Raw genomic sequence first — 23045 nt, 5'->3', positions numbered from 1 at the left:
GGGCAAGTGCAGTCCCTGAAGAGATGGGGTATACTTTCCCTAGAACGATCCGAGGATGCAGGAACTCGAAGGAGGAGAGACCGATGTCATTTCCGGACGAAAAAGCCGTCTACAGCTACCAGGACTGGCAGACATGGGAAGGAAACTGGGAATGGATCAACGGGAAGGCGTACAGCATGTCTCCCGCCCCTACACCGCTCCATCAGTCCGTCGTCGGAGAGCTCCATTTCGCTTTGCGAGCTTACTTCCAGCGCAGAAGCTGCCAAGTCTTCGTCGCTCCCTTCGATGTCTTTCTCAGCGAAAGCGGTGATTACCGCTCGCCCGATCATGTGGTGCAGCCGGATCTCTCCGTCGTATGCGCCAAGGATCAGATCGGGAAAAAGGGCTGTCATGGAGCCCCGACGCTGGTCATCGAGGTCTTGTCGCCGTCCACCGCCCTCAAGGACTTCAATGAGAAATTCGAGCTGTACCAAAAATATGGCGTCGCCGAATATTGGATCGTAGACCCAGGCAACCGTGCCGTCCATGTGTTTGCGCTGGCAGATGGCGAGTACAAGGTCAAGGAGCTGTATATGGATAAGGGCAGCGTGCCCTCCTTTGTATTCGAAGGGTTTCAAGTCCAGCTGGAAGAGCTGTTCCGCTTGGAGGCGGATGCCTGATGGGGACGATCGGCATCACCTCCGACCTCGTCCAGAGGCTGATCGCCCGCCAGTTCCCCCAGTGGAGCCGTCTGGAGGTGCGTCCGGTCGACGAGAGCGGCCATGACAACCGCACGTTCCGCCTCGGTCCGGAGCTGGCCGTCCGCCTGCCGAGCCATGAGCGCTACGCATCCGCCGTGGAAAAGGAGCAGAAATGGCTCCCCGTCTTTCAGCCGCATCTGACGCTGCCGATCACCGTGCCCGTCGCCAAGGGCGAGCCGGATGAGGAGTATCCGCTGCCCTGGTCGGTCAATCGCTGGCTGGCCGGCGAGCCGGTCTCCCGTGCCGCGATTCGCGATAAAATCGAGTTCGCCGAGGATCTTGCCGCTTTCCTGCTGGAGCTGGAGGCCATCGACGCGACGGACGGCGTGCCGGCAGGCGAGCAGAATTTTCATCGCGGCGGCGATCTCGCGGTTTATGAAGACGATGCCCGCTCCGTGCTGGCGAGGCCGGGCGCTCCGTTCGATGCCGCGCTGCTGACTGAGGTCTGGGAGAGGGCGCTGGCGGCGCCGTTCTCCGGCCAGCCGGTCTGGCTGCATGGAGACGTCGCGGTCGGCAACCTGCTGGCGAGCGGCGGCCGCCTGAGCGGCGTCATCGACTTCGGCACGATGGGCGTCGGCGACCGGTCCAGCGATTTGGTGATGGCATGGAATTTTTTTGATGCCCCAAGCAGAGCCGTGTTCCTGGGGCGCATGGCCGCCGACGAGGGCGTGATCGACCGCGCCCGCGGCTGGGCGCTCTGGAAGGCGCTCATCACCTACGAGTGGCATGAAAAAGGCTCGGAGCTGTCCGAATGGGGCAGGCGCGTAATCGATGAGATCGCGGCGGAGCATCGCGGCCGGCGGAGCTGACGGATCGTCGGCTATCCGGGCCGATAGGAGGGGGACAGCGTTCGGGGCCGGCATCCGGCGCCGAGCGCTCTTGACCGTTGCGCAGCGGAGTGATATAACCCAGTGAGTAAGTACTTACTTTTGAATCGGGAAGAATGAGGTGAACGGAGGTTGACCAGCAACCTGTTCCAGGAAATCCTGCTCTCCGGCGCATCCAAGCTGACGGTCAAGCAGGAGCGGATCGTCGAGGCGGCCATTCAATTGTTCGCCGAAAAGGGCTATTCCAATACCTCGACGGCGGAAATCGCAAAAGCGGCCGAGGTGTCGGAGGCGAGCATCTTCAAGCAATACGGGACGAAGGAGAAGCTGCTGCTTCATCTGCTCGTCCCTCGCGTCAAGGAAATCTTTCCGGTCATGGCGGAAGAGGTCATTGGAAGCATCGTCCGCACCAACTCGTCGCTCGAAGGGTTCCTGCGGGCGTTCATCCGCAACCGGGTCGATTTCGCGCTGGAGAACAAGGACATCCTCCGCGTCCTGATCAAGGAGCTGATCTACAAGGAAGAGCTCAAAAACGACATCCTGCCCTATCTGGCCGATGTCGCGGCTTCCCGGCTCATTCCGGTCATCGAGCTGTTCCAGCAGCGGGGGGAGCTCATTGAACTGCCTCCAGCTATGCTGCTCAAAAATCTGTTCACGTTCGTCGGCGGATTTTTCGCTTCGCGCCTCGTGCTCCTGAACCAGGACGTCATCGAGGACGAGGAGATCGAGGAAGCGGTCCGCTTCCTGCTCCGCGGAATTGGAAATCCATCGTCTATCTAAAGGGAGGATCCTGACATGCAAGCCAAAGAAAAAAAGCTCGTCCTGCTCGCGCCGGTCATCGCGCTGCTGATCGTATTCGTATTCTCGCTCACGCTGTTCCCGAGCGTGCAGATCAAGCCTCGGCAGCTGCCGATCGCCGTCGTCAACGAGGATCAGGGAGTCGAGATCTCCGGCCAGCCGAAGCTCAATATGGGCGAGACGATCGTCGAGACGATCCGGCAAGCGCCGACGGCCCCCGGCGAGGAGCCGGCTGTCGAGTGGGTCGTCGTGAAGGATGAGGACGCGGCGCGGCAAGGCCTGAACGACAAGGACTATTATGCCGCGCTCGTCATCCCGCAGGATTTCAGCGCCAAGCAGGCTTCGCTGCGGACTCCGTCTCCCTCGTCGCCGGAGCTTCGGATCTACCTCAATCAGGGCTTGAACGCGGCGGCGGCTACCGCGGCCGGCCAAGTGCTGAACGGCGTCGTCGATACGTTGAGCGAGAAGATCCGCGCGCAGGTGCTGGATGCGTTCCAAGCCCAGGGAGCGACGCTGTCGCCCGACCAGGCGGCCGCGCTGGCCGTTCCGATCGCCAAGAAGGTGACGAACGTCAACGAGATCGGCACGAAAAGCGCAAACGGCAACGCGCCGATCTCGCTGTTCCAGCCTCTCTGGATGGCGAGCATGGCCTGCTCCGCCGTCCTGTTCCTGGCATTCGGCAAATCCGCGGCCTCCGATCGCAAGCGGTCGCTCGCGACGAAGCTCGTCCACATCGGCGCGGGAGCCGTCGTGGCGCTGCTCGTCGGCTTCGGCTTCGCCTGGATCGCGGAGGCTATGATCGGGCTTGCGATTCCGCAGTTCGTCGATACGGCTTTGTTCCTCGCGCTTGCCTTCTTCAGCTTTTTCCTGCTCATCACGGCCGTGGTGTCCTGGCTGGGGCTCAAGGGCATCGCCGTGTTCGCGCTGATGCTGTTCTTCGGCGCTCCGCTGCTCGCTCTGGCTCCGGAGATGATGTCGCCGTTCTACCGGGACTGGATCCATCCTTGGCTGCCGATGCGGTTTATGGTCGACGGACTTCGGGAGCTGTTCTTCTTTGGCAAAGGACTGAGCTGGAATCATGCCGTCGCCGCGCTGACCTGGATCGGAGCGGGCGGAGCCGCCGTCACGCTCGCTTCGGCTCTCAAGTCCGGCGCAGCCGAGAAGCGCCGCCGCCAAGACTCTGCTTTTCGCTGAAACAAGTCGGATATCTGTATGTCATCCCGCTCGTGAAGCCGTTATAATCCATTACAAACGACAGCATGCGGACGGAGCAGGCCGAATGTCCGCATGCTTTTCAGGAAATGGAGGGCTTGGACGGATGAACATACTGGCTTCCGCGGACCGGCTGAACCAGGTGGCGGATCGGGTGGTCGACTATACGTTCGGGATGGATCTGACCTGGGACTGGCCGGGCGGCGTCGCGTTTTACGGCGTCAGCCGGGCATACGAGGCGACGGGCGACAAGACGTATCTGGAGCGGATGATCCGCTGGGTCGACGAGTATATCGAGGTCGGCCTGCCCGGCTGGACGGTGAACACCTGCGCCATGGGGCATATGCTGCTCACTCTGTACGAGGAGACGAAGGATCAGAAATACCTCGACATCATCCTGAGCAAGATCGATTATTTGGAAAATCGCGCGCTGCGGTTCGGCGACCGGGTGCTGCAGCATACCGTGTCGTCCAAAAACGACTTTCCGGAGCAGTGCTGGGCGGATACGCTGTTCATGGCGGCGTACTTCATGCTGCGCGTCGGCGTCAAGCTGAACGAGAAGCGGCTGATCCATGACGGGCTGCATCAGTTCCTGTGGCACATCAACTACTTGCAGGACGAGGACAACGGCCTCTGGTACCACGGCTACACCCACGTCCACCAGAACCATATGTCCGGCATCCACTGGGCGCGCGCGAACGCCTGGGCGGCCTATACGATGTCCCGAGCCGCCGGCGAGGTGCCGGAGGGCTACCTGTATCCGCCGATGATGCATATCTGGAGCTCGTTGCGCGACCAGCTCGCAGCGCTCAAGAAGCTTCAGAAGGACGACGGCCTGTGGGGGACGGTGCTGGACTGCCCGGATGCGTACGGCGAGGTGTCGGCGACAGCGGGCATCGCCGCGGCGATGGTCCAGCAGGGCAACCCGCTTCATACGAAGTACGTTCAAAAGGCTCTCGACGGCGTGCTGGCGAATATCGCCGACAACGGGCGGGTCCGAAACGTGTCGGGCGGCACCGCCGTCATGAACGACGTCGACGCTTATCTTCAGATCGACCGCAAATGGGCGCAGGGCTGGGGCCAGGGACTGGCGCTCGCGCTCCTCTCGTCCGTCATCCAGCGGGCGGCAAAGCGGAATGAAGCCGCAGCGGCCGGGCCGGCGGAAGAAGAGGCGGCAAGCGCAACGGAATAGAAGGACAACAGCGTCGGCGGATCCCGCCGGCGTTTTTGCTTGCGGGGAAAAAAAGCGGCCCGCCGGTGGCAGCCGGCGAGCCCAAGATGATGCTCTATTCAAAGGGGGGTCATGTGTTCATTTTAAGCATCGAATCTTAAACCAACCTGAAGAAAAAATCTCAATCCCGTTACATCTCGTTTACAAATGAAACTGCCGGTGGAAAACAGGTTAAGCCGAATCGGGCCTCGCGGGGGAAGAGACGCGCCTCTATGATGGAGGGAGATGCAGAATAAAGGAGCAGGAACGACATGGCAATCGACAAGCGCGGCCGTCTGAACGAAGAAATATTTACCTATAAGCGCACCAAAAACAACGGGATATTCCTCTATTGGAATGGCAAACATGTAAAGACTCTCGCCGGCAAGGCAAGCGACAGGTTCTTGAGCGCGATTGCAGGCCAGGACCATAAAGGAACGCAGCTCGTCATGGCCAAGCTGACCGGAAACTTCAAGCACGGCAACGAGAAGGACGACAAGTCCAGTCATTGAGCCGCCTCCGCCGAAGAGCTCTTGCCGGCTGCAAGGGCTCTTCGGCGCGTTCAGGCCGAACGGGACGGCTCGAATTGCGTTTCGGAAGGATGGTTTTCGGTTGAAAGGAGAGAAGCAAGAAGCTTAGGTGTAAATGTTTATTTACAGCGATAAGGGCCGGGTGTAAGATACATCATGGCTCCGGCGCAGACGGGGCCGCCAGCACTCAACCATGTCAAGGCGCAGCGCGCGCAAAGGGGAAAGCAAGCATGATGGCAAACCGAATGAAACGGCTGCTGATCGGCCGGCCGATGAAAAGCAAGGAGCTCGAAGGAGAGAAGCTGGGGCGGCTTAAGGCGCTCGCCATCCTGTCCTCGGACGCTTTGTCCTCCGTCGCCTACGGCACGGAGCAGATCCTGATCGCCTTGATGGTCGCCGGCTTCGCCGCGGTCTGGTACAGCATCCCGATCTCGATCGCGGTGCTCGGCCTGCTGCTGATCCTCATCCTGTCGTATCGCCAGACGATCTTCGCCTATCCGATGGGCGGCGGCGCCTATGTCGTGGCCAAGAACAACCTTGGCACGACGACCGGCCTGCTGGCCGGCGGCTCGCTGCTGATCGACTACATCCTTACCGTCGCGGTCAGCGCCTCCGCCGGCACCGATGCGATCACGTCGGCGTTCCCGTCGCTGCACGACCACCGAGTGCTGATCGCGACGGTCGTCATCCTGTTCCTCACGCTCATGAACCTGCGCGGCGTCACCGAGTCGGCCTCGGTGCTCGCGATTCCGATCTATCTGTTCGTCGTATCCATCTTCGTGCTTATCGTCTCCGGCGTCATCCGCTACCTGACCGGCGGAGCCCATCCCGACATTCCGGAGCTCGGCACGGCCGTCAGCAACGTCAGCCTGTTCCTGCTGCTCAAGGCGTTCAGCTCCGGCTGCTCGGCGCTGACCGGGGTCGAGGCGGTGTCCAACGCCATTCCGAACTTCAAGCAGCCGGCCGAGCGCAACGCCGCCGCGACGCTCGTCATGATGGGCCTCATCCTCGGCGGCATGTTCCTCGGCATCAGCGTGCTGGCGTATTGGTACGGCATCACGCCGAGCCACAACGAGACGGTCGTGTCGCAGATCGCCGCCTCGACGTTCGGCCGCGGCTTCCTGTACTATTTCATCCAGGGCGTGACGGCGCTCATCCTGTTCCTGGCGGCCAATACGGCGTATTCGGCGTTCCCGCTGCTGGCGTTCATGCTGGCCAAGGACAAATACATGCCGCATGCGTTCATGGTGCGCGGCGACCGGCTCGGCTTTTCCAACGGCATTCTATTCCTCGCCGCGTTCTCGATCGTGCTCGTCGTGCTGTTCGGCGGCGATACGGAGAACTTGATCCCGCTGTACGCCGTCGGCGTGTTCATCCCGTTCACGCTGTCGCAGCTCGGCATGATGGTGCGCTGGGTGCGGCTGCGGCCCAAGGGCTGGGGAGGCAAGCTCGCGATCAATACGGTCGGCATGCTGACGACGCTGGGCATTACGCTCATCTTCATCTTCACGAAGTTCTCCCAGGTGTGGATGGTGTTCGTCTTCCTGCCGGTCGTCATGTGGCTGTTCCTGCGCATCCATCGCCACTACGTCAAAGTCGCCGACGAGCTGCGCATCGACCTCGCCGCCGACAAGCCGGTCATCAAAGGCAGCACGGTCGTCGTGCCGGTCGCCGGCATCACGCGCGTCGTGAGCAACTCGATCGGCTACGCCAAGTCGCTCACGGACAACGTCGTCGCCGTCTACGTCGGCTTCGACGACGACTCCATCGAGCGGATGGAGGCCAAGTGGGCGGAGTGGAACCCTGGCGTGCGCCTGATCGTGCTGCGGTCCAGCTACCGCAGCATCACGCGGCCGCTGCTCAAGTTCATCGACACGGTCGAGTGGAAGACGGCGGAGACCGACCATATTACGATCCTCATCCCGCAGTTCGTGACGAAGCACTGGTGGCAGCACATCCTGCACAACCAGACCGGCCTGCTGCTGCGGACGTATTTGTTCAACCGCAAGGACATCGTCATCGCGACGGTCCCTTATCATTTGAAGCATTGACGAGAGACAAGAGCGCTCCGCTCCGATCTCCTGCGGCCGGCTCGACTTTGAATGAAGCCGCTCGAAATGGATACGATAGGGAAGAGCCGAAAAGGGACGAGGCGGGCGCTGCTCGCAGCGTCCCTTTTTCATGGGAACGAATCGGATCCGCAGACGATTGCATCTATTTACTTAATGTATTATACTAACTAAAAATAAGTAACTAATGAGGTGCATCCATGATGAACAATCCTTTGCAGGGCTCGATCGATCCTGCCGTCCGCATCGGCAAGGTCCGGCTCAAGATCCGCGACCTGGACCGTTCCATCGCCTATTATCGCGACATCCTCGGCTTCCGCGTACTGAGCCGCAGCGGCGGCGAGGCCGCGCTGGGCCATGCCGGCTCGGACGAGGCGCTGCTGGAGCTGGAGGAAAGGCCGGATGCCGCGGCGGTCGACCGCCGCTCGGCGGCCGGACTGTATCATTTCGCGGTGCTCGTGCCGGATCGCCGGTCGCTCGGGCTCGTGCTTCGCAACATGGCCGAGGCGGGCATCCACATCGGCCAGGGCGACCACTGGGTGAGCGAGGCGCTGTACATCACCGATCCCGACGGCAACGGCATCGAGATCTACCGCGACCGTCCGCGCAGCGAGTGGACGTACGACGAGAGCGGTCATGTGCGGATGGGCACCGATCCGGTCGACGTCGAGGGCTTGCTCGCGCTGGCGGAGGGCCAGCCGTGGGAAGGGCTGCCGGACGGCACGGTCATCGGCCATGTCCATTTCCATGTGGCGGATCTGGAGGCGGCTCGCCAGTTCTACTGCGGCCTGCTCGGCTTCGATCTGATCGTCGACGGCTGGCAGTCGATGGGGGCGCTGTTCATCTCCGCCGGCGGCTATCACCATCATATCGGGCTCAACATCTGGGCCGGACGAGGCGCCAAGCATCCGCCGGAGAACGCCGTCGGCCTGAAGTTCGCCACGATCCTGTTCCCGGACGAGGCGGCGCGCCTGGCGGCGGCGGACCGGCTGCGGGCAGGCGGCGTCGACGTTCGCGAGGCGGAGGGCGGCCTTGAGGTCGTCGATCCTTCCGGCATCACGCTGCGCCTGTCGATCGGCTGAGCCGAGCGCGGCAGATGCCGGGAGGGGCGCGCTGTGGTATAATCGCCTGCGAGCAAGCTAGACGCGAGGGGAGGATGCCGCAATATGGCCAAAAAGAATCGGGGCCGCGCGCCGGAGCCGCGTCCGGAAGCGGCGGCGAAGCCGGCGACGCTGAAGGATCTGCTGCCGGCGGAGCTCGTCGACCGCCTGAAGAACCAGGCGGGAGACATGCGCGCGGAGCAGGAGCGCGTCCGCGAGGAAGAGCGCCGTCGCGCCGAAGAAGCGCGCAAGGCCGAGCAGAAGCGCAACGAGAGCAGCATGGAGTATCTGCTTGAGAACAGCAGCATGGACTGGAAGAAATTCAAGTAGAATCGAGCCCTTTTTCCGCATGGTCTGCGGCGGATGGACCCTTTCCTTTCCGGCAAGGCCCTTCCCTTCCATAAGGGAGGGCCTTTTCGTTGTTTCACTCGGGCTCGCGGTGGTAATAAAGGAAGCGGACGGCAGCGAGGGCTGCCCGGCTCGGAGCGAAACGAGCCCATCCGGACCGAAACGAACGCGAGAAATCAGGAGGTACGACAACGATGAATTCCATCATGATGACGATGAACGAATACAGGATGCAGGACGATCGGCTGAGCCAAGGCTTTGCCGCCAGCCAGGCCGAGCTTGGGGATCTGGAGGAGCTTGAGCTGACGCTGGCCGAGATGCGCCAATATGTCGAGCGCTACCCGGAGGACGAGACGGGGGTGCTGCATCTGCAGCAGTTCGAGCGCAAGCGCGCGGCGCTCGCCGGCGAGCTGGAGCTGCTCGATGCGGCGATCCTCGCCTGCTCGATCGGCGGCGCGGAGACGGCCGGCTCGCTCCATGTCTAGACGATGAGCGAATTTGCCAACTCCCAGTCCCGCCCGAAGCGCCGGCGCAGCACCAAGGCGGCGATGTGGATCGGCGCCTCGCTGCTCCTGCTGGCTGCGGCCGGACTGATCGTGCTGAAGGCGCTGAGCTACGGTCCCGCTGCCGAGGCCGAGGAAGCGCTGCGGGCAGCCGACGTCGAGGTCGAGCAAACCGACTCCTTTATCGCCTTTGTCCCGACAGGCGATCGCAAGAGCCCGTCCGTCCTGCTGTATCCCGGAGCGCTTGTCGATGAGCGCAGCTACGCGCCGCTGGCGCTTGAGCTCTCCCGCCGAGGCTACCCGGCCTATCTCATCCGCATGCCGCTCGACCTCGCCGTGCTGGGAGGGAGCCGCGCCGACGGGGTGCTGGACTCGGCTCGGGACGGGAGCTTTGTCATCGGCGGCCATTCCCTCGGCGGCGTGATGGCGGCCCGATATGCGGCGGAGCATCCGGACCGGCTGGCGGGCGTGTTTTTCCTCGCCTCCTACCCCGACCCCAAGGGCGACCTGAACGGCAGCGGCCTGAAGGCTCTGTCCGTGTTCGCGACGAACGACGAGGTGATGGACCGCGGCGATTGGGGCCAGGCGAAGCGCTGGCTGCCGCCGGACACGGCGTATGTGCCGATCGAGGGCGGCAATCATGCCGGCTTCGGCGCTTACGGCGAGCAGCGGGGCGACGGCAAGTCGACTCTCCCTGCAGGCGCGCAGGCGCGTCACACCGCCGAAGCGATGGCCGCGTGGCTGGAAAGCCTGCCGTGAAAGCGGTCCTCCCGCAAGGCGCATGGCGTAGAGGAATGGAAGCAGCAAACGAGACGAAGCCGCAGGAAGCGGCTTCGTCTCGTTTGCGTTGCATCATTTTCTTGACGGCGCGGCTCGCCTGGCGGAGAAGCTTCGTTGCGGCCAGGCCGGTTCGCTTGCCGTTTCCGTGCTGGCTTGCAAGCCAGCAGCCGGAATGATGCCGACTAGCAGCTGAACTGCTGCGCGGCTGACGGCATTCCGCGGCAACGATCCCTGGTGCGCTTAGAGACCCATATTCCGCCTTCATGATCGACTAACGACGCGTCATACGCTTAAACCGCTCCGACGCCCCCATTTCGCTCATTTTTTTCGTCTTTTTAACGGCTAAGCCCGCCACGCGTCGTTAGGCATGGAAATGGCGTCATTTCAACCTGCTAACGATCTGATTCGTCGTCAGCTCCCTGGCTTCGGCAAGAGAATTGCTTCGGCCGCTCGAGCCGCCGCTGAATCGTTCCAGATGGACGATGCCGATTCCGTCTAGAGCCGGTCGGCTTGCCCATTTGCGGACATTTCCATTCCACGATCTAGAAATACGTCCGGCATCTGCAAAAGGATGTCCTGGAAGCGCTTCCCTGAACCGAGTAGACTGGGCTTGGCGCATCTCGCATATGCGACCATCCCAAGGAGGAATCGATCATGATCAAACGCTTCGCCCTGATGGCCCTCGCCTGCTTCCTCGCCGTCACGCTGGTGCTGCCGCTCGGCGCCGAGCGCGCGCATGCCGCCCCGGTCTCGACCTTCTTCAACGTCATCAAGCAGGACGGCGCCGATCCATGGATGTACAAGCATACGGACGGCTACTACTATTACACGCAGACGACGGGCGGCAACATCACGCTGTCCCGCTCCAGGACGATCAGCGGCATCGACGCCGGCGAGAGCGCCGTCGTCTGGACGCCGCCCGCAGGCACGATGTACAGCTCCAACCTATGGGCGCCCGAGCTGCACTATCTCGACGGCAAATGGTACGTCTACTTCGCCGCCGACAACGGCAGCAACGAGAACCATCGCATGTACGTCCTGGAGAACGCCAGCGCCAATCCGCTGACCGGCAGCTGGACGCTCAAGGGCAAGATCAGCGACGCGACCGACCGCTGGGCGATCGACGGCACCGTGCTGACCGTCGGCGGCAGCCGCTACTTCCTCTGGTCGGGCTGGGAGGGAACGGTCAACGACAAGCAGCATCTGTACATTGCGCAGATGAGCAACCCATGGACGATCAGCAGCGCGCGCACGCGCATCGCCACGCCGACGTACAGCTGGGAGACGAACACGACGCCGCAGGTCAACGAGGGCCCGCAGGTCATCGTGCGCGGCAGCACGATCAGCCTCGTCTACTCGGCGAGCGGCAGCTGGACCGACGGCTACTGCCTCGGCCTCATCACCGCCGGCACGTCCGCGAACCTGCTGAACGCTTCGTCCTGGACGAAAAAGAGCACGCCGATCTTCGCCAGCGCGAACGGCATCTACGGCCCCGGCCACCACAGCTTCACCAAGTCCCCGGACGGCGCCGAGGACTGGATCGTCTACCACTCCGCCCGCTGGCAGGGCGCCGGCTGGACGCGCCAGGTGCGCGCGCAGAAGTTCGGCTGGAACGCCGACAATACGCCGAACCTCGGCTCCCCCGCCGCGCCGAATGCGCCGATCGCCGTTCCGTCCGGCGAGCCGTCCCGCGAGCGCTATGAGGCGGAGAACGCCGCGCTCGGAGGCGGCGCGGCGGCGACCAACGAGGCCAGCGCCTCCGGCGGCCGCAAGGTCGGCTACATCGATACGGCGGCGAGCTACGTGCAGTTCACGGTCAGCGCTCCTGCGGCAGGCTGGTACGTGCTCGCGGCGCGCACCGGCAACGGCACGAGCGGCCAGCCGTGGGCGATCCACGGGCTGTCGGTGAACGGCGGAGCGGCCTCGAACTTCTATGTCGCCTACTCCGGCTGGAACAACTGGGGGACGTCCACGGCCAAGGTCTATCTGAACGCCGGCTCGAACACGGTGCGCTTCACCCGCGTCAGCAACTACGCCGAGATCGACAGCCTGGATCTGTTCCCGAGCCTCTGACCGAAGCCGGCAGCCTCGAGGGATGCCGGCGCAGCGTCTTGTTTTTGGAACGACTCCATCGGAGTCCATCGAAAGATGAGGGTCAAGCCAAAATGGAGCGGACATTCTGAAGCACGCTCTTGAAAAAGTCCGATTCCGGCGCCGCGTTCCCGACGACCTTGATCTTCCTTTTCCGAACGTCAAGGCTCTTGAATTGATCGGTCAGGACAACTCCGGAAAACGCCAGGCCTTCCGGAATCGGCACTTCAAACGCATAGTCTTTGGCTTGATTGGTGATGGGACATACAACGGCAAAGCCGGTAAGCTCGTTGAACAAAGCTTCCGACAAGACAAGGGCGGGGCGGCGGCCTGCCTGCTCTCTGCCTGCCTGCGGATCAAAATCGAGCCAGACGAGATCGCCGCGTGCGGGAAAGGTCAAATGAGCTCGTCTCCTTCGATTCCCAAGTCGATCTCCTCATGCCGCGAGGAATCCGGCTTGATTTTCGAGAGCAGCATGTTCAGATGCTCCCGCAATTGTTCGTTCGCATCCGTCTGATTCAGTGGACGCAGCAAGATGCAATTATCTTCCGTCAGCACGGCTTCCATTTCCGCGCCTTCGACCAGATTCATCCTCTTGAGAAACTGGTTCGGAATTCGGATGCCGCTGCTGTTGCCCCAACGGCTGAGCGTTACCGTCGTCATAAGGACCCTATCCCTTCGTATTTGATGGCTCAATTATATCGCTCACCTCCCAAATTGTATATCCACAGGATATACAAATAAGCGGGTTTAGATTCCTCTTTCCCAAGACAGGACCTGTAAAAATGTCCACTTCATCTGTAGAAGCGCCATTTTTCGAAGCGCCTCCTTCCCTTACGATAAGGCTATCCAACGAGCCTCGCTCGTGGAAGACCGACATAAAAGGGGAGTATCTCGGATGAGCAAACGCAACCGGAAAAAAGCCTCGATCCTCGCCATGACGCTGATGGTGCCGCTTCTGGCCACCGCCTGCTCGGGCAACGGAAACGGAAATGGAAACGGCAGCGGCAGCGCGGCCGAAAATCAGTCCTCCGGAGGAGGAAGCGGCAAAGCGACGGAAATTCTGTTCTGGTCTCCTTTCTCCGGCTCGGACGGCCCGTTCATGAAAAAGATCGTGGACCAATACAACAGCTCGCAGGACGCCTACAAGGTGAAATTCGTCATCCAGCCGAACGGCGAGTACTACAAGCAGCTCGACGTCGCGCTCAGCACCGGCAAGGAGCGGCCCGACCTGATGATCATGCACGTCGACTCCGTGCCGACGTACCAGAGCAAGGATCAGCTGCAGCCGGTCGACGACCTGGCGTCCCAGGCCGGCATCAACGCCGCGGACTTCGCCGAGGCGCCGATCAAGTACGCGACGATCGACAGCAAGCTGTACACGATCCCGCTCGACATCCACCCGGCCGTCATGTACTACAACAAGGATCTGTTCGAGCAAGCCGGCATCTCCGCTCCGCCGACGAACCGCGCCGAGTTCGACGCCGCCGTCGAGAAGCTGACGAACAAGGACAAAGGCGTTTACGGCTACGTCGTGCCGACGCTGTGGCCGCAGCAGTTCATCTTCCCTTCGCTCGTCTGGCAGAACGGCGGCGAGCTGTGGAACGGCTCCGACGTGGCGTACAACTCGCCGGAGGCGGTCGAGATGGTGCAATGGCTGCGGGATATGGTCGAGAAGGGCATCTCCCCGGGCAACGTGCAGCAGGACGGCGAGAACACGCTGTTCCTCCAAGGCAAAAACGCGATCCAGTTCAACGGTCCGTGGATGAAATCGCAGTTCGACGAAGCCGGCCTGAACTACGGCGTCGCCGTCATGCCGCAGATCGGCAAGGCGAAAAAAGCGGTCTACGCCGGCTCGCACGGCTTCGTCGTGCCGAAGGCGGTCACGGATGCGGATAAGCTCGCCGCGATCGGCGACTTCCTCAAGTTCGTCTCCGGCGACTCGCTCGCTTGGGCGGAGTCCGGCCAGGCGGTCGCTTCCAACAAGGTGCTGGAATCGCCGGAGTTCAAGGCGCTGGAGTTCCAGAGCACGGTCGCCGGCAGCTTCGCCGACGTGCAGTTCGCGCCGAACGTGCTCAACTGGGGCACGATCGTCGAGCCGCTGTGGGGCGAGCTGAGCAACGCGATCCTCGGCAAGAAGCCGGCTCAGCAGGCGATGGACGACGCGGTCGCCAAGTCCCGCCAGGCGATGAAATAATCCGGCTTGCCGGGAAGCGAAAGCGGAAGGACGGCAGAGCGGGCTGTGCGCTCTCTCGTCCTTCTTTCCTTCTCGCCCGCCCGCTGCCCATGAAAGGAAGGACCCATCCATGAAATGGACCTCGCGGCTCACCTCGTTCCTGTTCGTGCTGCCCTATCTGGCCTGCTTCGGCCTGTTCCTGCTGTTCCCGATCCTGTACGGGGTCGTCATCAGCCTCCAGGACTTCGAGCTGCTCTCGAGCGAGCATGCGTTCGTCGGCCTGAGCAACTACATCTCCATCCTCACGCCGGGCACGTACGAGAACAGCCTGTTCTTCCGCGGCCTGTGGACGACGGCGCAGTTCGTCCTCTACTCGGTGCCGCTGCTCATCTTCGTCGCGCTCGCCCTGGCCATGCTGCTGAACGCGCTGCCGGCGCGCGTGCGCGGGCTGTTCCGCACGTTCTACTTCCTGCCGTACGCGCTCTCGGCGTCGGTCATGGCCGTCATCTGGCTCATGATGCTCGATACGAACGCCGGCTTCATCAACAGCCTGCTCGCGCGGCTCGGCTTCGCCGGCATTCCGTGGCTCACCGACACGCCGTGGGCGTGGGTGTCGCTGATCGGAGCGACGATCTGGTGGACGATCGGCTTCAACATGATCATTTTCATCAACGCGCTCAACGAGGTGCCGGAGGAGCAGTACGAGGCGGCCTCGATCGACGGGGCGGGCGCCTGGTCGAAGTTCGTCTCGGTGACGCTGCCGACGATCCGTCCAGTCATGCTGTTCGTCATGATCACCTCGACGATCGCCTCGTTCAACATCTACGCGCAGCCGTTCCTGCTGACGCGCGGAGGGCCGGGCGACACGACGCGCGTGCTGCTCATCAACGTGCTCGACCAGGCGTTCGCGCGCAAGGACGTCGGCTCGGCGTCGGCGATGGCGATCCTGATGGCGCTGCTCATCATGGCCGTGTCCGTCGTGCAGTTCAAGCTCACCAACCGAAAGGAGAAGGCTTAGATGACGACTTCGAAACGGAACCAGGCGATCCTTCTCCTGCTGGCCGCGATCATCGCCGCGGTCATGGTGCTGCCGCTGATCTGGATGCTCTCGACCGGCTTCAAGAACGACTTCGAGGCGCTGTCCGGACGGATGGACTTCCTGCCGCGCAAGCCGACGCTCGACAACTTCCGGCAAGGGCTCGGCGGCGAGCTGATGAACACGCCGGTGCTGCGCTGGATCGCCAACTCGCTGTCCGTCGGCGCCATCGGCACGGCGATCGTGCTGGTCATCGACTCGATGGCCGCCTTCGCGCTAGCGCGCCTGACCGACCTGCCGCTGCGCCGGCTGCTGCTGCCGATGTTCATCGCCTCGCTGATGATTCCGGGCGTGCTGACGTTCCTGCCGATGTACATGGAGTTCAATGCGCTCGGCCTCATCAACACGTATCCCGCGCTCATCCTGCCGGCGACGGCGGGCGCGTTCGGCGTGTTCCTGCTGTACCAGTTCTTCCTCTCGTTCCCCAAGGAGATCGAGGAGGCCGGGCGCATCGACGGCGTCAACAAATGGCAGCTGTACGCCCGCATCCTCATGCCGTCGGCCGTGCCGATCCTGGTGACGCTCGGCATCTTCACGTTCATGGGCATCTACAACGACTTCGTCTGGCCGCTCTACGCCACGACGTCGCCGGAGATGCGCACGATTACGGCCGGCATCGCGATGATGGCGACGGGCAGCTACACGCAGAGCTACGGCAAGCTGATGGCGATGACGACGGTCGCCGCGCTTCCGGTCGTGCTCATTTTCATCCTCGGGCAGAAGTCGTTCGTCCGCGCGATTACGAGCAGCGGCGTCAAATAAGGCAGCTTAGAAGGAGAACGAGGCGATGCGGCTGAAAAGGAATCGAGGGACGGCGACGCTGCTGGCGGCGCTGCTCCTGCTTTTGATCGCGGGAGGAGGCTATTGGATGTGGAGCAAGCAAGGACATCCGGATGAGACGGATGCGTCGTACGCCGGACACGGCGGCACGTTCAAGAACACGCTGGCCGAGATCGACACGCCGGACCCGAGCGTCGTCCATCACGGCGGATTCTACTACATGACGTTCACCCATGGCGGCACGGACATCATGGTCATGAAGTCGCGCACGCTCGACTTCCGCTCCGCCGAGCGCAAGGTCGTCTGGCATCCGCCGGTCGGCACCGCCTACTCGGCGAACCTGTGGGCGCCGGAAATCCAGCATGTGCGCGGAAAATGGCTGATCTACTTCGCGGCCGACGACGGCGACAACGCCAACCACCGCATGTACGCGCTCGAAGCGGCGACGGACGACCCGATGGGCGAATACGCCTTCAAGGGCAAGATCGCGGACGAGACGGACAAATGGGCGATCGACGGGCTCGTCATGGAGCATGAGGAGCGGCTGTACTTCATCTGGTCGGGCTGGGAGGGCGACGTCAACGAAGCCCAGAACACGTACATCGCTCCGATGAGCGATCCGCTCACGATCAGCGGGCCGCGCGTGCTGCTGAGCCGTCCCGACCTGGACTGGGAAAAGGCCGGCGGACCGCCGTACATCAACGAAGGGCAGTCGGTGCTGCGCCGGGACGGACGCGTCCATATCGTCTATTCCGGCGCCGGCAGCTGGACGCCGTACTACAGCATCGGCGCGCTCTCGCTGCGCGAGGGCGGCGATCCGCTGCGGGCGGAGGACTGGAGCAAGCATCCCAAGCCGCTGCTCGCGCCGGACGCGGAGGCCGGCGTGTACGGGCCGGGGCACAACTCGTTCGCGGCGTCGCCGGACGGCACGGAGACGTGGATCGTCTACCACGCGACGAGCGGCGAGTCCGACGGCTGGGCGAACCGCAAGGCGCGCGCCGCCAAGGTCGGCTGGACCGCGGACGGCCTGCCGGACTTCGGTCCGCCGCAGCCGCTGGAGGCGGCGATCGAGGCGCCGTCCGGCATGGGCGTCCTGCGGGCGGAGGACGCGCGGCCGGACGGCGAGGAGCTTGTGTTCAGCGACGTCGTCTCCACCGTCGAGACGGTCGTGCCGGTGCTGCTCCACTACCGGATGGCGGAGGGCGGCGCGGGACGCATCTCGCTGAGCTCCTCCGCCGGCAAGGCCGAGACGGCGGAGCTGGAGCCGACCGCGACGGGAGCAGTCGGCTATGCCTACGCCGAGCTGAAGCTGCCGGAGGGCGGCGGCGAGCTGCGGGCGCGGGCGAGCGGCGGAGCGGAGCTGCTGGCGCTGGAGCTGCCGCGCTTCGAGGCGGAATGGGGCGAGATGCTCGGCGGCGCGGAGGAGAACGAGAACGTGTTCGCCTCGCGCGGCGCTGCCGCGCTGCTGCATGAGGCCGGCGCCGGCGTGCGGCTGCCGAACGTGCGCGTGCCGAAGTCCGGCACGTACACGGTGTCCGTGGCCGTGCTGAACCCGGCGGACGGCTCCAAGCTGGAGATATCCGCAGGCGGCGCGAAGCGGACGCTCGACATCGAGCCGCAGCAGCGGGGCGAGCTGCGGATGTACGAGGCGGAGCTGAAGCTGCCTGCCGGCGCGAGCGCCATCGAGCTGACGGCGCGGGCCGGCAGCCTGCGCGTCGACTTTGCCGACATCTGGATTCGTCCCGGCGGTTGACGGCAGCCGCCTTGCCGGAGGAAACTTAAGGCGACAACGATGAAGCGGCAGGGGGATGGCGCATGAGAAGCGGCGGACAGCTCGGCAGGAGCGGCGGACGGCACGGATGGAAGCGCGAGGGCGGCAGCATGGACTGCGAAGCCGGAAAGGCGCGGCGGAGCGGAGCGCGCGCCGCCGGAGACGGCGGCAGGAGCGCCTGGAAAGGCAGCGGCGGCTGGAGAGGCTGGAAAGGCAGCGGCGGCTGGAGAGGCTGGATCGGCCGGAGAGGCTGGCGGCGGCTCGGATGGGCCGCAGCGGCGGCGGCGCTGCTCGCGGCGGGCTGCTCCGGGGCGGCCGAGCCGCAGCCCGATCCGGGCCCGGCGGTCGAGCCGATCGTGCTCGAGTACTGGACGCCGTTCAGCGGCGGCGACAACATTTTCATGACGGATATCGTGGAAGCGTTCAACTCGGAGCATCCGGACATCCGCGTCGAGCAGATCAACTCGCGGCTGGACGACTACTACTCCCGCCTGCGCACGGCGATTCTCGCCGGCAACGCGCCGGATCTGGCGATCGTGCATGCGACGAACCTGCCGCAGTTCGTGCAGAACGGCTACATCGAGCGGCTGGACGAGCCGGCGGCCGCGGCGGGGCTGGACTGGAGCCAGTTCAACGCCAACATCGTCGAATCGACGCTCTACGAGCAGGCCCACTATGCGGTGCCGCTCGACACGCATGCGCTCGTGCTGTACGCCAACCAGGCGCATCTGCGTCGCGCCGGGCTGCTCGGCGACGACGGCAAGCCGCTGCTGGAGCCGGGCAAGGAGGGCTTCCTCCGCTTCCTGGAGCGGCTCAAGGCGAGCAGTCCGCCCGGCGTCGCTCCGCTCGCGCTGCCGAGCACGCGCATCGACTCCGTATGGCTGTGGTGGAGCCTGTACAACCAGATGGACGGCGGCGGCGCGTTCTACAGCGCGGACGGCGGCAAGGCGGTGTTCGACAATCCGCAGGCGCTCGAGGCGCTGGAGCTCGTCGACAGCCTGTACCGCAAGGAGCTCATCCCGTCCGGCATCAACGACGCGTTCCAGCTGTTCCACGACGGCGACGCGGCGCTGCTCGTCACCGGCATGTGGGGCACGGGCGCGTTCGAGCAGGCGCCGGGACTGGAGCTGTCGGTCGTGCCGTTCCCCGTGCTGTACGACCATGCCGCCGTCTGGGGCGACACGCATACGCTGGCGCTGCCGGCCAAGGCCGGCTTGACGCCGGAGAAGCGGGCGGCGGCGCTGACGTTCGCCAAGTGGGCGGTCGAGCACGGCGACCTGTGGGCCAAGGCCGGCCATGTGCCGAGCTCGAGCCAGGTCGTGGCGAGCGAGGCGTACGCGCGGCTCAAGTTCCGCAGCGACTATGCGGAGGTGGCCAACGACGTCGCCTACTGGCCGCGCCAGGTGAAGCAGTGGAGCATGATCGAGCTGCTCATCAAGGAGTGGGAGCGGATGATCTACCGGCAGCAGACGCCGGCCGAGGCGCTGCGGCGGGCGCAGGCGGCGGTCGACGCGGCGCTGGCCAAGTAGCGGGCGAAGGAGAGAGGCAGCATGAAGGCATTCGGCATCTGGTTCCGCAGCCTCGAGCTCGCGCGCAAGCTCATCCTCATCAACGCCGTGTTCATCGTCCTGCCGCTCGGGCTGATGGGCGGCTTCGCCTTCGCCCGCTTCTCGGAGACGACGGAGGCCAAGGTCGGCGAATCGCAGCTGCAGGCGATCAAGCAGATGACGCTGAACATCGACACCTATATGAACGAGCTGAACCGGCTGACGGTCATGCCGTACCAGTATCCCAAGGTGACGGCGTTCCTGGAGTCCAAGCGGACGCCGGGGCAGCCGCTCACGCTCGAGGAGATCAGCGAGCTCAACAATTTCGTGACGCAGGTGTTCCTGAACGGACGGGTCGACATCCTCGGGGTGTCGCTCTACGGCCGCGACGGCGCCTCCTATGTCGTCCTGCCGGAGAGCCAGTACGTGACGACCTACAAGCTCGACGAAAGCGTCGCCTGGCTCGACCGCTTCGAGGGCCATTACGGCGAGCCGGTATTCGTGCCGACGCATGATGTGCGCTCGACCGGCGGCATCGTCTACCAGGCGTTCTCGATCGCGCGCGAGCTGCGCAGCTTCGACAGCGGCCGCACGCTCGGCCATATCGTCATCGACGTCGACCCCAAGTTCATCCGCGAGATCCTCTCCAAGGTGAAGCTCGACGCGGAGGAGTCGCTGTACATCGCCGACGACGAGGGAAAGCTCGTCATCCGCAAAGGCGGGGGCGGGGCGGCAGCCGCTCCGCTCGACCTCGCCGGAGCGGGAGCGTCGCTTGTCGCCGGAGGCGACGGGCTGAGCCAGGTCGAGGAGCGGGGCCGCGGCCTGCTCGTCTCCCGCTTCAAGTCGGAGGTGACCGGCTGGACGACGGTCGGCGTCGTGCCGCTCGCGAGCCTGATGAAGGACGTCGACACGCTGCGCACGTTCCTGATCCTGTTCGGCACCGTCTGCGTCGGCCTCGCGCTGCTGCTCTACGTGTTCATCGCGTACCGCGTCACGCAGCCGCTGCGCAAGCTGAGCCGGCTCATGCGGGGCGTCGAGCGCGGCGACCTGAGCCAGCGCTTCCCGGCCGAGGGGCGCGACGAGGTCGGCGCGCTCGGCCAGTCGTTCAACGAAATGACGGCGAAGCTGAGCGAGCTCGGCTACCTGCTCTACGAGACGGAGATCCGCGAGAAGGACGCGCAGATCGCCGCGCTGCAGAGCAAGATCAATCCGCATTTCCTCTACAACACGCTCGGCTCGATCAGCATGTATGCGGAGATCGAGGGCAATCGCGAGATCATCACGATGGCCAACAGCCTCAGCCGCCTGCTGCGCTACAGCCTGAGCGGGCGCAAGGAGCGGGTGACCCTCGGCGACGAGCTCGACCATGTGCGCGGCTACATGAGCATCCAGCAGATGCGCTACGAGGAGCGCATCAAGTTCACGCTGGAGGCCGATCCGGCGCTGCTCGGCTGCGAGGTCATCCCGCTGCTCGTGCAGCCGCTCGTCGAGAACGCGATCAACCACGCGATCGACAAGGGCGCCGGCGAAGGCCGGATCGTCCTGAGCGCCGCGGCCGAAGGGCAGACGCTCGTCATCGCCGTCGCCGACGACGGCATCGGCATGACGGGCGAGGCGCTGGAGGCGCTGCGCGAGCATCTGCGGCATACGCGCGAGCTCGGCGGCAGCTCCGGCAACGGACTGCTGGGCGTCCACCGCCGCCTCGTGCTGCACTATGGAGAGGAGTACGGCCTGCAGCTGGAGAGCATGCCGTACCGGGGCTTCCGCGCCGCGCTGCGGCTGCCGCTGCTGCCGCTCGATACCGGAAAGGAGGAGGATTCGGATGCCGAGCATCCTGATCGTCGATGATGAATCGATCTTCCGCAAAGGGCTCCGCAAAATGATCGGCGGCCTCGGCGAGGACTGGACGGTCGCCGGGGAAGCCTGCGACGGCCATGAGGCGCTGGACCGGCTCGAGGAGCTGGCGCCGGACGTGCTGCTGACGGACATCCGCATGCCGCGGATGGACGGCATCCAGCTGCAGCGGCTCGCCGCCAGCCGCCAGCCCGGCCTGCTGACCGTCGTCGTCAGCGGCTACGACGACTTCTCCTACGCGCAGCAGTCGATGCGCCAAGGGGCCAGGGACTACCTGATGAAGCCGATCGAGCGCGAGGAGCTGGCGCGCGTGCTCGGCCGGCTCGGGGAGGAGCTGCGGACGCGGCGCAGCGCCGAGCGCCGGGCGGAGGCCGGCTGGAAGGCGCAGCCGGAGGTGCGCCGCCATCTCGCCGGCCATCTGGCCGAGGCGCTGCTGGCGGGCCGGATCGGGCCCGGCGAGCTGGAGCTGCTGGAGCAGATGGGAGCGAGCTTCCGCCACCCGTACTTCGTCTGCCTCGTCATCAACCTCGACAAGCATTCGGTCGGCGAGGAGCGCTACCGCAGCGGCGATCCGTCGCTGTTCCAGCTGTACATCCAGCAGTTCGCCCAGGAAATGCTCGACCGCCATGCGGAAGGCATCAGCTTCGTGCTGTCGGAGACGAAGGTCGTCGCGCTCGTGAACCGGCCGACGCCGGAGCCGCTGCGCTCCGGCGCGGACTCGCTGGCGGAAATGATCCGCCGCCAGATCTCGTCGCTGTCGCGGCTGACGGTGACGATCGGCGTCAGCGCGCCGGCCGAGGGGCTGGGCGGCATCCCGCGCGCCTACGGCGAGGCGGAGATCGCCCTGCTGCACCGCCTGATCGCGGGCGGCGACTGCGTGCTCGACTACGCCGAGGTCGGCGGCCGCGGCTCGGCTGCCGGCGAGGCGGCCCGGCGCTCGGCCGACCGGCTGGAGCAGGCGGTGCTGGAGGGAGCGCCGGAGCGCATTGCCGCCGAGGCGGCCCTCTGGGTCGGCGAGCTGTGCGAGGCGGCCCGCTCGCCGGAGGCGATCCACCAGCAGCTGTGCAAGCTGCTGCTGCGCTACTACGAGCTCGCGGAGGAGCTCAGGGCGTCGTCCGCCTGGCTCGGCGGCCAGGACATCGGCAAGCGGCTCGCGGAGGTATGCGCGATCAGCTCGCGCGAGGAGCTGTCCGAGCGGCTGCAGGAGCTGCTCGTCCGGCTCGCGGCGGCGATCGCGCAGGCGCGGGCGCTGCAGGAGCGCGATCCGGTGGCGGCTGCGGCGCGCTACATCGCCGAGCATTACCGGGAGCCGCTGACGCTGCGCGACGTGGCGGAGGCGGTGTACCTGAATCCGGCCTATTTCAGCAATCTGTTCAAGCAGCGCACCGGCGAGACGTTCGTCGAGCATTTGACCGGACTGCGGCTGCGCGAGGCCGAGCGCCGTCTGGCGCTCACCTCCGACAAGATCCAGGCGATCGCCGAGGAGACGGGCTTCGCCCATGTGAGGCATTTCAACCGGGTGTTCAAGAGCCGGACCGGCGCATCGCCGAAGGAATATCGGGAACGCATGAGAGGGAGCGCCGAGGCGCGCTCCCGCTAACACGAGGAGGATT

At 64.5% G+C, this 23045-nt stretch carries 21 protein-coding genes; 19 read left to right on the top strand and 2 right to left on the bottom strand.

Annotated features, from left to right (window positions below; genetic code table 11):
* Window positions 1-83 precede the first annotated feature (83 nt).
* From NYE40_RS17940 to NYE40_RS17885, 12 genes are all read left to right on the top strand, one after another.
* Window positions 84-659 (top strand): Uma2 family endonuclease, encoded by a 576-nt coding sequence (locus tag NYE40_RS17940; RefSeq protein WP_028599200.1) that lies wholly within the window; start codon window positions 84-86, stop codon window positions 657-659.
* A complete protein-coding gene (locus NYE40_RS17935; protein WP_028599199.1) occupies window positions 659-1549 on the top strand; it encodes an aminoglycoside phosphotransferase family protein in 891 nt (296 codons plus the stop codon). The genes NYE40_RS17940 and NYE40_RS17935 overlap by 1 nt, the downstream gene beginning before the upstream one ends.
* A 150-nt stretch (window positions 1550-1699) precedes the next feature.
* Window positions 1700-2347: a TetR/AcrR family transcriptional regulator gene (locus NYE40_RS17930; RefSeq protein WP_052333311.1), complete on the top strand. Its 648-nt coding sequence runs from the start codon at window positions 1700-1702 to the stop codon at window positions 2345-2347.
* A 15-nt stretch (window positions 2348-2362) separates the two neighbouring features.
* Entirely contained in the window at window positions 2363-3559 is a 1197-nt protein-coding gene (locus tag NYE40_RS17925) for an ABC transporter permease (protein WP_028599197.1), read from the top strand.
* Between the two features lie 124 nt (window positions 3560-3683).
* Window positions 3684-4769: a glycoside hydrolase family 88 protein gene (locus tag NYE40_RS17920; RefSeq protein WP_052333310.1), complete on the top strand. Its 1086-nt coding sequence runs from the start codon at window positions 3684-3686 to the stop codon at window positions 4767-4769.
* 290 nt (window positions 4770-5059) lie between these two features.
* Window positions 5060-5299 carry a hypothetical protein gene (locus NYE40_RS17915; protein WP_028599196.1) on the top strand — a complete coding sequence of 80 codons (240 nt, stop codon included), beginning with the start codon at window positions 5060-5062 and terminating at the stop codon, window positions 5297-5299.
* 251 nt (window positions 5300-5550) lie between these two features.
* Window positions 5551-7368, top strand: coding sequence for an APC family permease (locus NYE40_RS17910; protein WP_028599195.1), 1818 nt, complete (start codon window positions 5551-5553; stop codon window positions 7366-7368).
* A gap of 218 nt (window positions 7369-7586) precedes the next feature.
* Window positions 7587-8468, top strand: coding sequence for a VOC family protein (locus tag NYE40_RS17905; protein ID WP_339278758.1), 882 nt, complete (start codon window positions 7587-7589; stop codon window positions 8466-8468).
* A gap of 84 nt (window positions 8469-8552) precedes the next feature.
* Window positions 8553-8816, top strand: coding sequence for a DUF3886 domain-containing protein (locus NYE40_RS17900; RefSeq protein WP_028599193.1), 264 nt, complete (start codon window positions 8553-8555; stop codon window positions 8814-8816).
* Between the two features lie 212 nt (window positions 8817-9028).
* Entirely contained in the window at window positions 9029-9319 is a 291-nt protein-coding gene (locus NYE40_RS17895) for a hypothetical protein (protein WP_153784099.1), read from the top strand.
* A gap of 3 nt (window positions 9320-9322) precedes the next feature.
* Window positions 9323-10096, top strand: a complete 774-nt coding sequence (locus tag NYE40_RS17890) for an alpha/beta fold hydrolase (RefSeq protein ID WP_339278757.1) — start codon at window positions 9323-9325, stop codon at window positions 10094-10096.
* A 675-nt stretch (window positions 10097-10771) separates the two neighbouring features.
* Window positions 10772-12190 (top strand): family 43 glycosylhydrolase, encoded by a 1419-nt coding sequence (locus NYE40_RS17885; RefSeq protein WP_339278756.1) that lies wholly within the window; start codon window positions 10772-10774, stop codon window positions 12188-12190.
* 82 nt (window positions 12191-12272) lie between these two features.
* Here NYE40_RS17885 and NYE40_RS17880 read toward each other — a convergent pair whose 3' ends face one another.
* Both NYE40_RS17880 and NYE40_RS17875 read right to left on the bottom strand, forming a co-directional pair.
* On the bottom strand, window positions 12273-12608 hold the full coding sequence (locus NYE40_RS17880; protein ID WP_028599189.1) for a type II toxin-antitoxin system PemK/MazF family toxin: 336 nt from the start codon (window positions 12606-12608) through the stop codon (window positions 12273-12275).
* Window positions 12605-12871, bottom strand: a complete 267-nt coding sequence (locus tag NYE40_RS17875; protein WP_240479028.1) for an AbrB/MazE/SpoVT family DNA-binding domain-containing protein — start codon at window positions 12869-12871, stop codon at window positions 12605-12607. Before NYE40_RS17875 ends, NYE40_RS17880 begins: the two co-directional genes overlap by 4 nt.
* Before the next feature lie 235 nt (window positions 12872-13106).
* On the opposite strand from NYE40_RS17875, the gene NYE40_RS17870 reads away from it, so the two are divergent.
* The 7 genes from NYE40_RS17870 to NYE40_RS17840 all read left to right on the top strand — a co-directional run bounded on the left by NYE40_RS17870 (window position 13107) and on the right by NYE40_RS17840 (window position 23032).
* Window positions 13107-14405, top strand: a complete 1299-nt coding sequence (locus tag NYE40_RS17870) for an ABC transporter substrate-binding protein (protein ID WP_028599187.1) — start codon at window positions 13107-13109, stop codon at window positions 14403-14405.
* Window positions 14406-14514: 109 nt separating this feature from the next.
* Entirely contained in the window at window positions 14515-15402 is an 888-nt protein-coding gene (locus NYE40_RS17865; protein ID WP_028599186.1) for a sugar ABC transporter permease, read from the top strand.
* Window positions 15403-16242: a carbohydrate ABC transporter permease gene (locus NYE40_RS17860; protein ID WP_028599185.1), complete on the top strand. Its 840-nt coding sequence runs from the start codon at window positions 15403-15405 to the stop codon at window positions 16240-16242. It begins immediately after the preceding gene.
* Window positions 16243-16267: 25 nt separating this feature from the next.
* Entirely contained in the window at window positions 16268-18013 is a 1746-nt protein-coding gene (locus NYE40_RS17855; protein WP_339278755.1) for a family 43 glycosylhydrolase, read from the top strand.
* 62 nt (window positions 18014-18075) lie between these two features.
* Window positions 18076-19560 carry an extracellular solute-binding protein gene (locus NYE40_RS17850; RefSeq protein ID WP_240479027.1) on the top strand — a complete coding sequence of 495 codons (1485 nt, stop codon included), beginning with the start codon at window positions 18076-18078 and terminating at the stop codon, window positions 19558-19560.
* 21 nt (window positions 19561-19581) lie between these two features.
* Entirely contained in the window at window positions 19582-21426 is a 1845-nt protein-coding gene (locus tag NYE40_RS17845; RefSeq protein WP_052333309.1) for a sensor histidine kinase, read from the top strand.
* Window positions 21401-23032, top strand: coding sequence for a response regulator (locus NYE40_RS17840; RefSeq protein WP_339278754.1), 1632 nt, complete (start codon window positions 21401-21403; stop codon window positions 23030-23032). The genes NYE40_RS17845 and NYE40_RS17840 overlap by 26 nt, the downstream gene beginning before the upstream one ends.
* Window positions 23033-23045 lie beyond the last annotated feature (13 nt).

The sequence above is a fragment of the Paenibacillus sp. FSL W8-1187 genome (assembly GCF_037965485.1).
Lineage (GTDB): Bacteria > Bacillota > Bacilli > Paenibacillales > Paenibacillaceae > Paenibacillus_O > Paenibacillus_O pasadenensis.
The sequence above is the reverse complement of the archived record's forward strand: the minus strand, read 5'-3'. Positions and strand labels throughout refer to the sequence as shown.

Bases quoted from the DNA above. Each gene is read 5' to 3' on its own strand.
- NYE40_RS17850 (WP_240479027.1), top strand. From the start codon at position 18,076: ATGAGAAGCGGCGGACAGCTCGGCAGGAGCGGCGGACGGCACGGATGG.
- NYE40_RS17910 (WP_028599195.1), top strand. From the start codon at position 5,551: ATGGCAAACCGAATGAAACGGCTGCTGATCGGCCGGCCGATGAAAAGC.
- NYE40_RS17940 (WP_028599200.1), top strand. From the start codon at position 84: ATGTCATTTCCGGACGAAAAAGCCGTCTACAGCTACCAGGACTGGCAG.
- NYE40_RS17935 (WP_028599199.1), top strand. From the start codon at position 659: ATGGGGACGATCGGCATCACCTCCGACCTCGTCCAGAGGCTGATCGCC.
- NYE40_RS17890 (WP_339278757.1), top strand. From the start codon at position 9,323: ATGAGCGAATTTGCCAACTCCCAGTCCCGCCCGAAGCGCCGGCGCAGC.
- NYE40_RS17925 (WP_028599197.1), top strand. From the start codon at position 2,363: ATGCAAGCCAAAGAAAAAAAGCTCGTCCTGCTCGCGCCGGTCATCGCG.
- NYE40_RS17845 (WP_052333309.1), top strand. From the start codon at position 19,582: ATGAAGGCATTCGGCATCTGGTTCCGCAGCCTCGAGCTCGCGCGCAAG.
- NYE40_RS17905 (WP_339278758.1), top strand. From the start codon at position 7,587: ATGATGAACAATCCTTTGCAGGGCTCGATCGATCCTGCCGTCCGCATC.
- NYE40_RS17900 (WP_028599193.1), top strand. From the start codon at position 8,553: ATGGCCAAAAAGAATCGGGGCCGCGCGCCGGAGCCGCGTCCGGAAGCG.
- NYE40_RS17875 (WP_240479028.1), bottom strand. From the start codon at position 12,871: ATGACGACGGTAACGCTCAGCCGTTGGGGCAACAGCAGCGGCATCCGA.
- NYE40_RS17895 (WP_153784099.1), top strand. From the start codon at position 9,029: ATGAATTCCATCATGATGACGATGAACGAATACAGGATGCAGGACGAT.
- NYE40_RS17855 (WP_339278755.1), top strand. From the start codon at position 16,268: ATGCGGCTGAAAAGGAATCGAGGGACGGCGACGCTGCTGGCGGCGCTG.
- NYE40_RS17860 (WP_028599185.1), top strand. From the start codon at position 15,403: ATGACGACTTCGAAACGGAACCAGGCGATCCTTCTCCTGCTGGCCGCG.
- NYE40_RS17915 (WP_028599196.1), top strand. From the start codon at position 5,060: ATGGCAATCGACAAGCGCGGCCGTCTGAACGAAGAAATATTTACCTAT.
- NYE40_RS17840 (WP_339278754.1), top strand. From the start codon at position 21,401: ATGCCGAGCATCCTGATCGTCGATGATGAATCGATCTTCCGCAAAGGG.
- NYE40_RS17870 (WP_028599187.1), top strand. From the start codon at position 13,107: ATGAGCAAACGCAACCGGAAAAAAGCCTCGATCCTCGCCATGACGCTG.
- NYE40_RS17865 (WP_028599186.1), top strand. From the start codon at position 14,515: ATGAAATGGACCTCGCGGCTCACCTCGTTCCTGTTCGTGCTGCCCTAT.
- NYE40_RS17885 (WP_339278756.1), top strand. From the start codon at position 10,772: ATGATCAAACGCTTCGCCCTGATGGCCCTCGCCTGCTTCCTCGCCGTC.
- NYE40_RS17920 (WP_052333310.1), top strand. From the start codon at position 3,684: ATGAACATACTGGCTTCCGCGGACCGGCTGAACCAGGTGGCGGATCGG.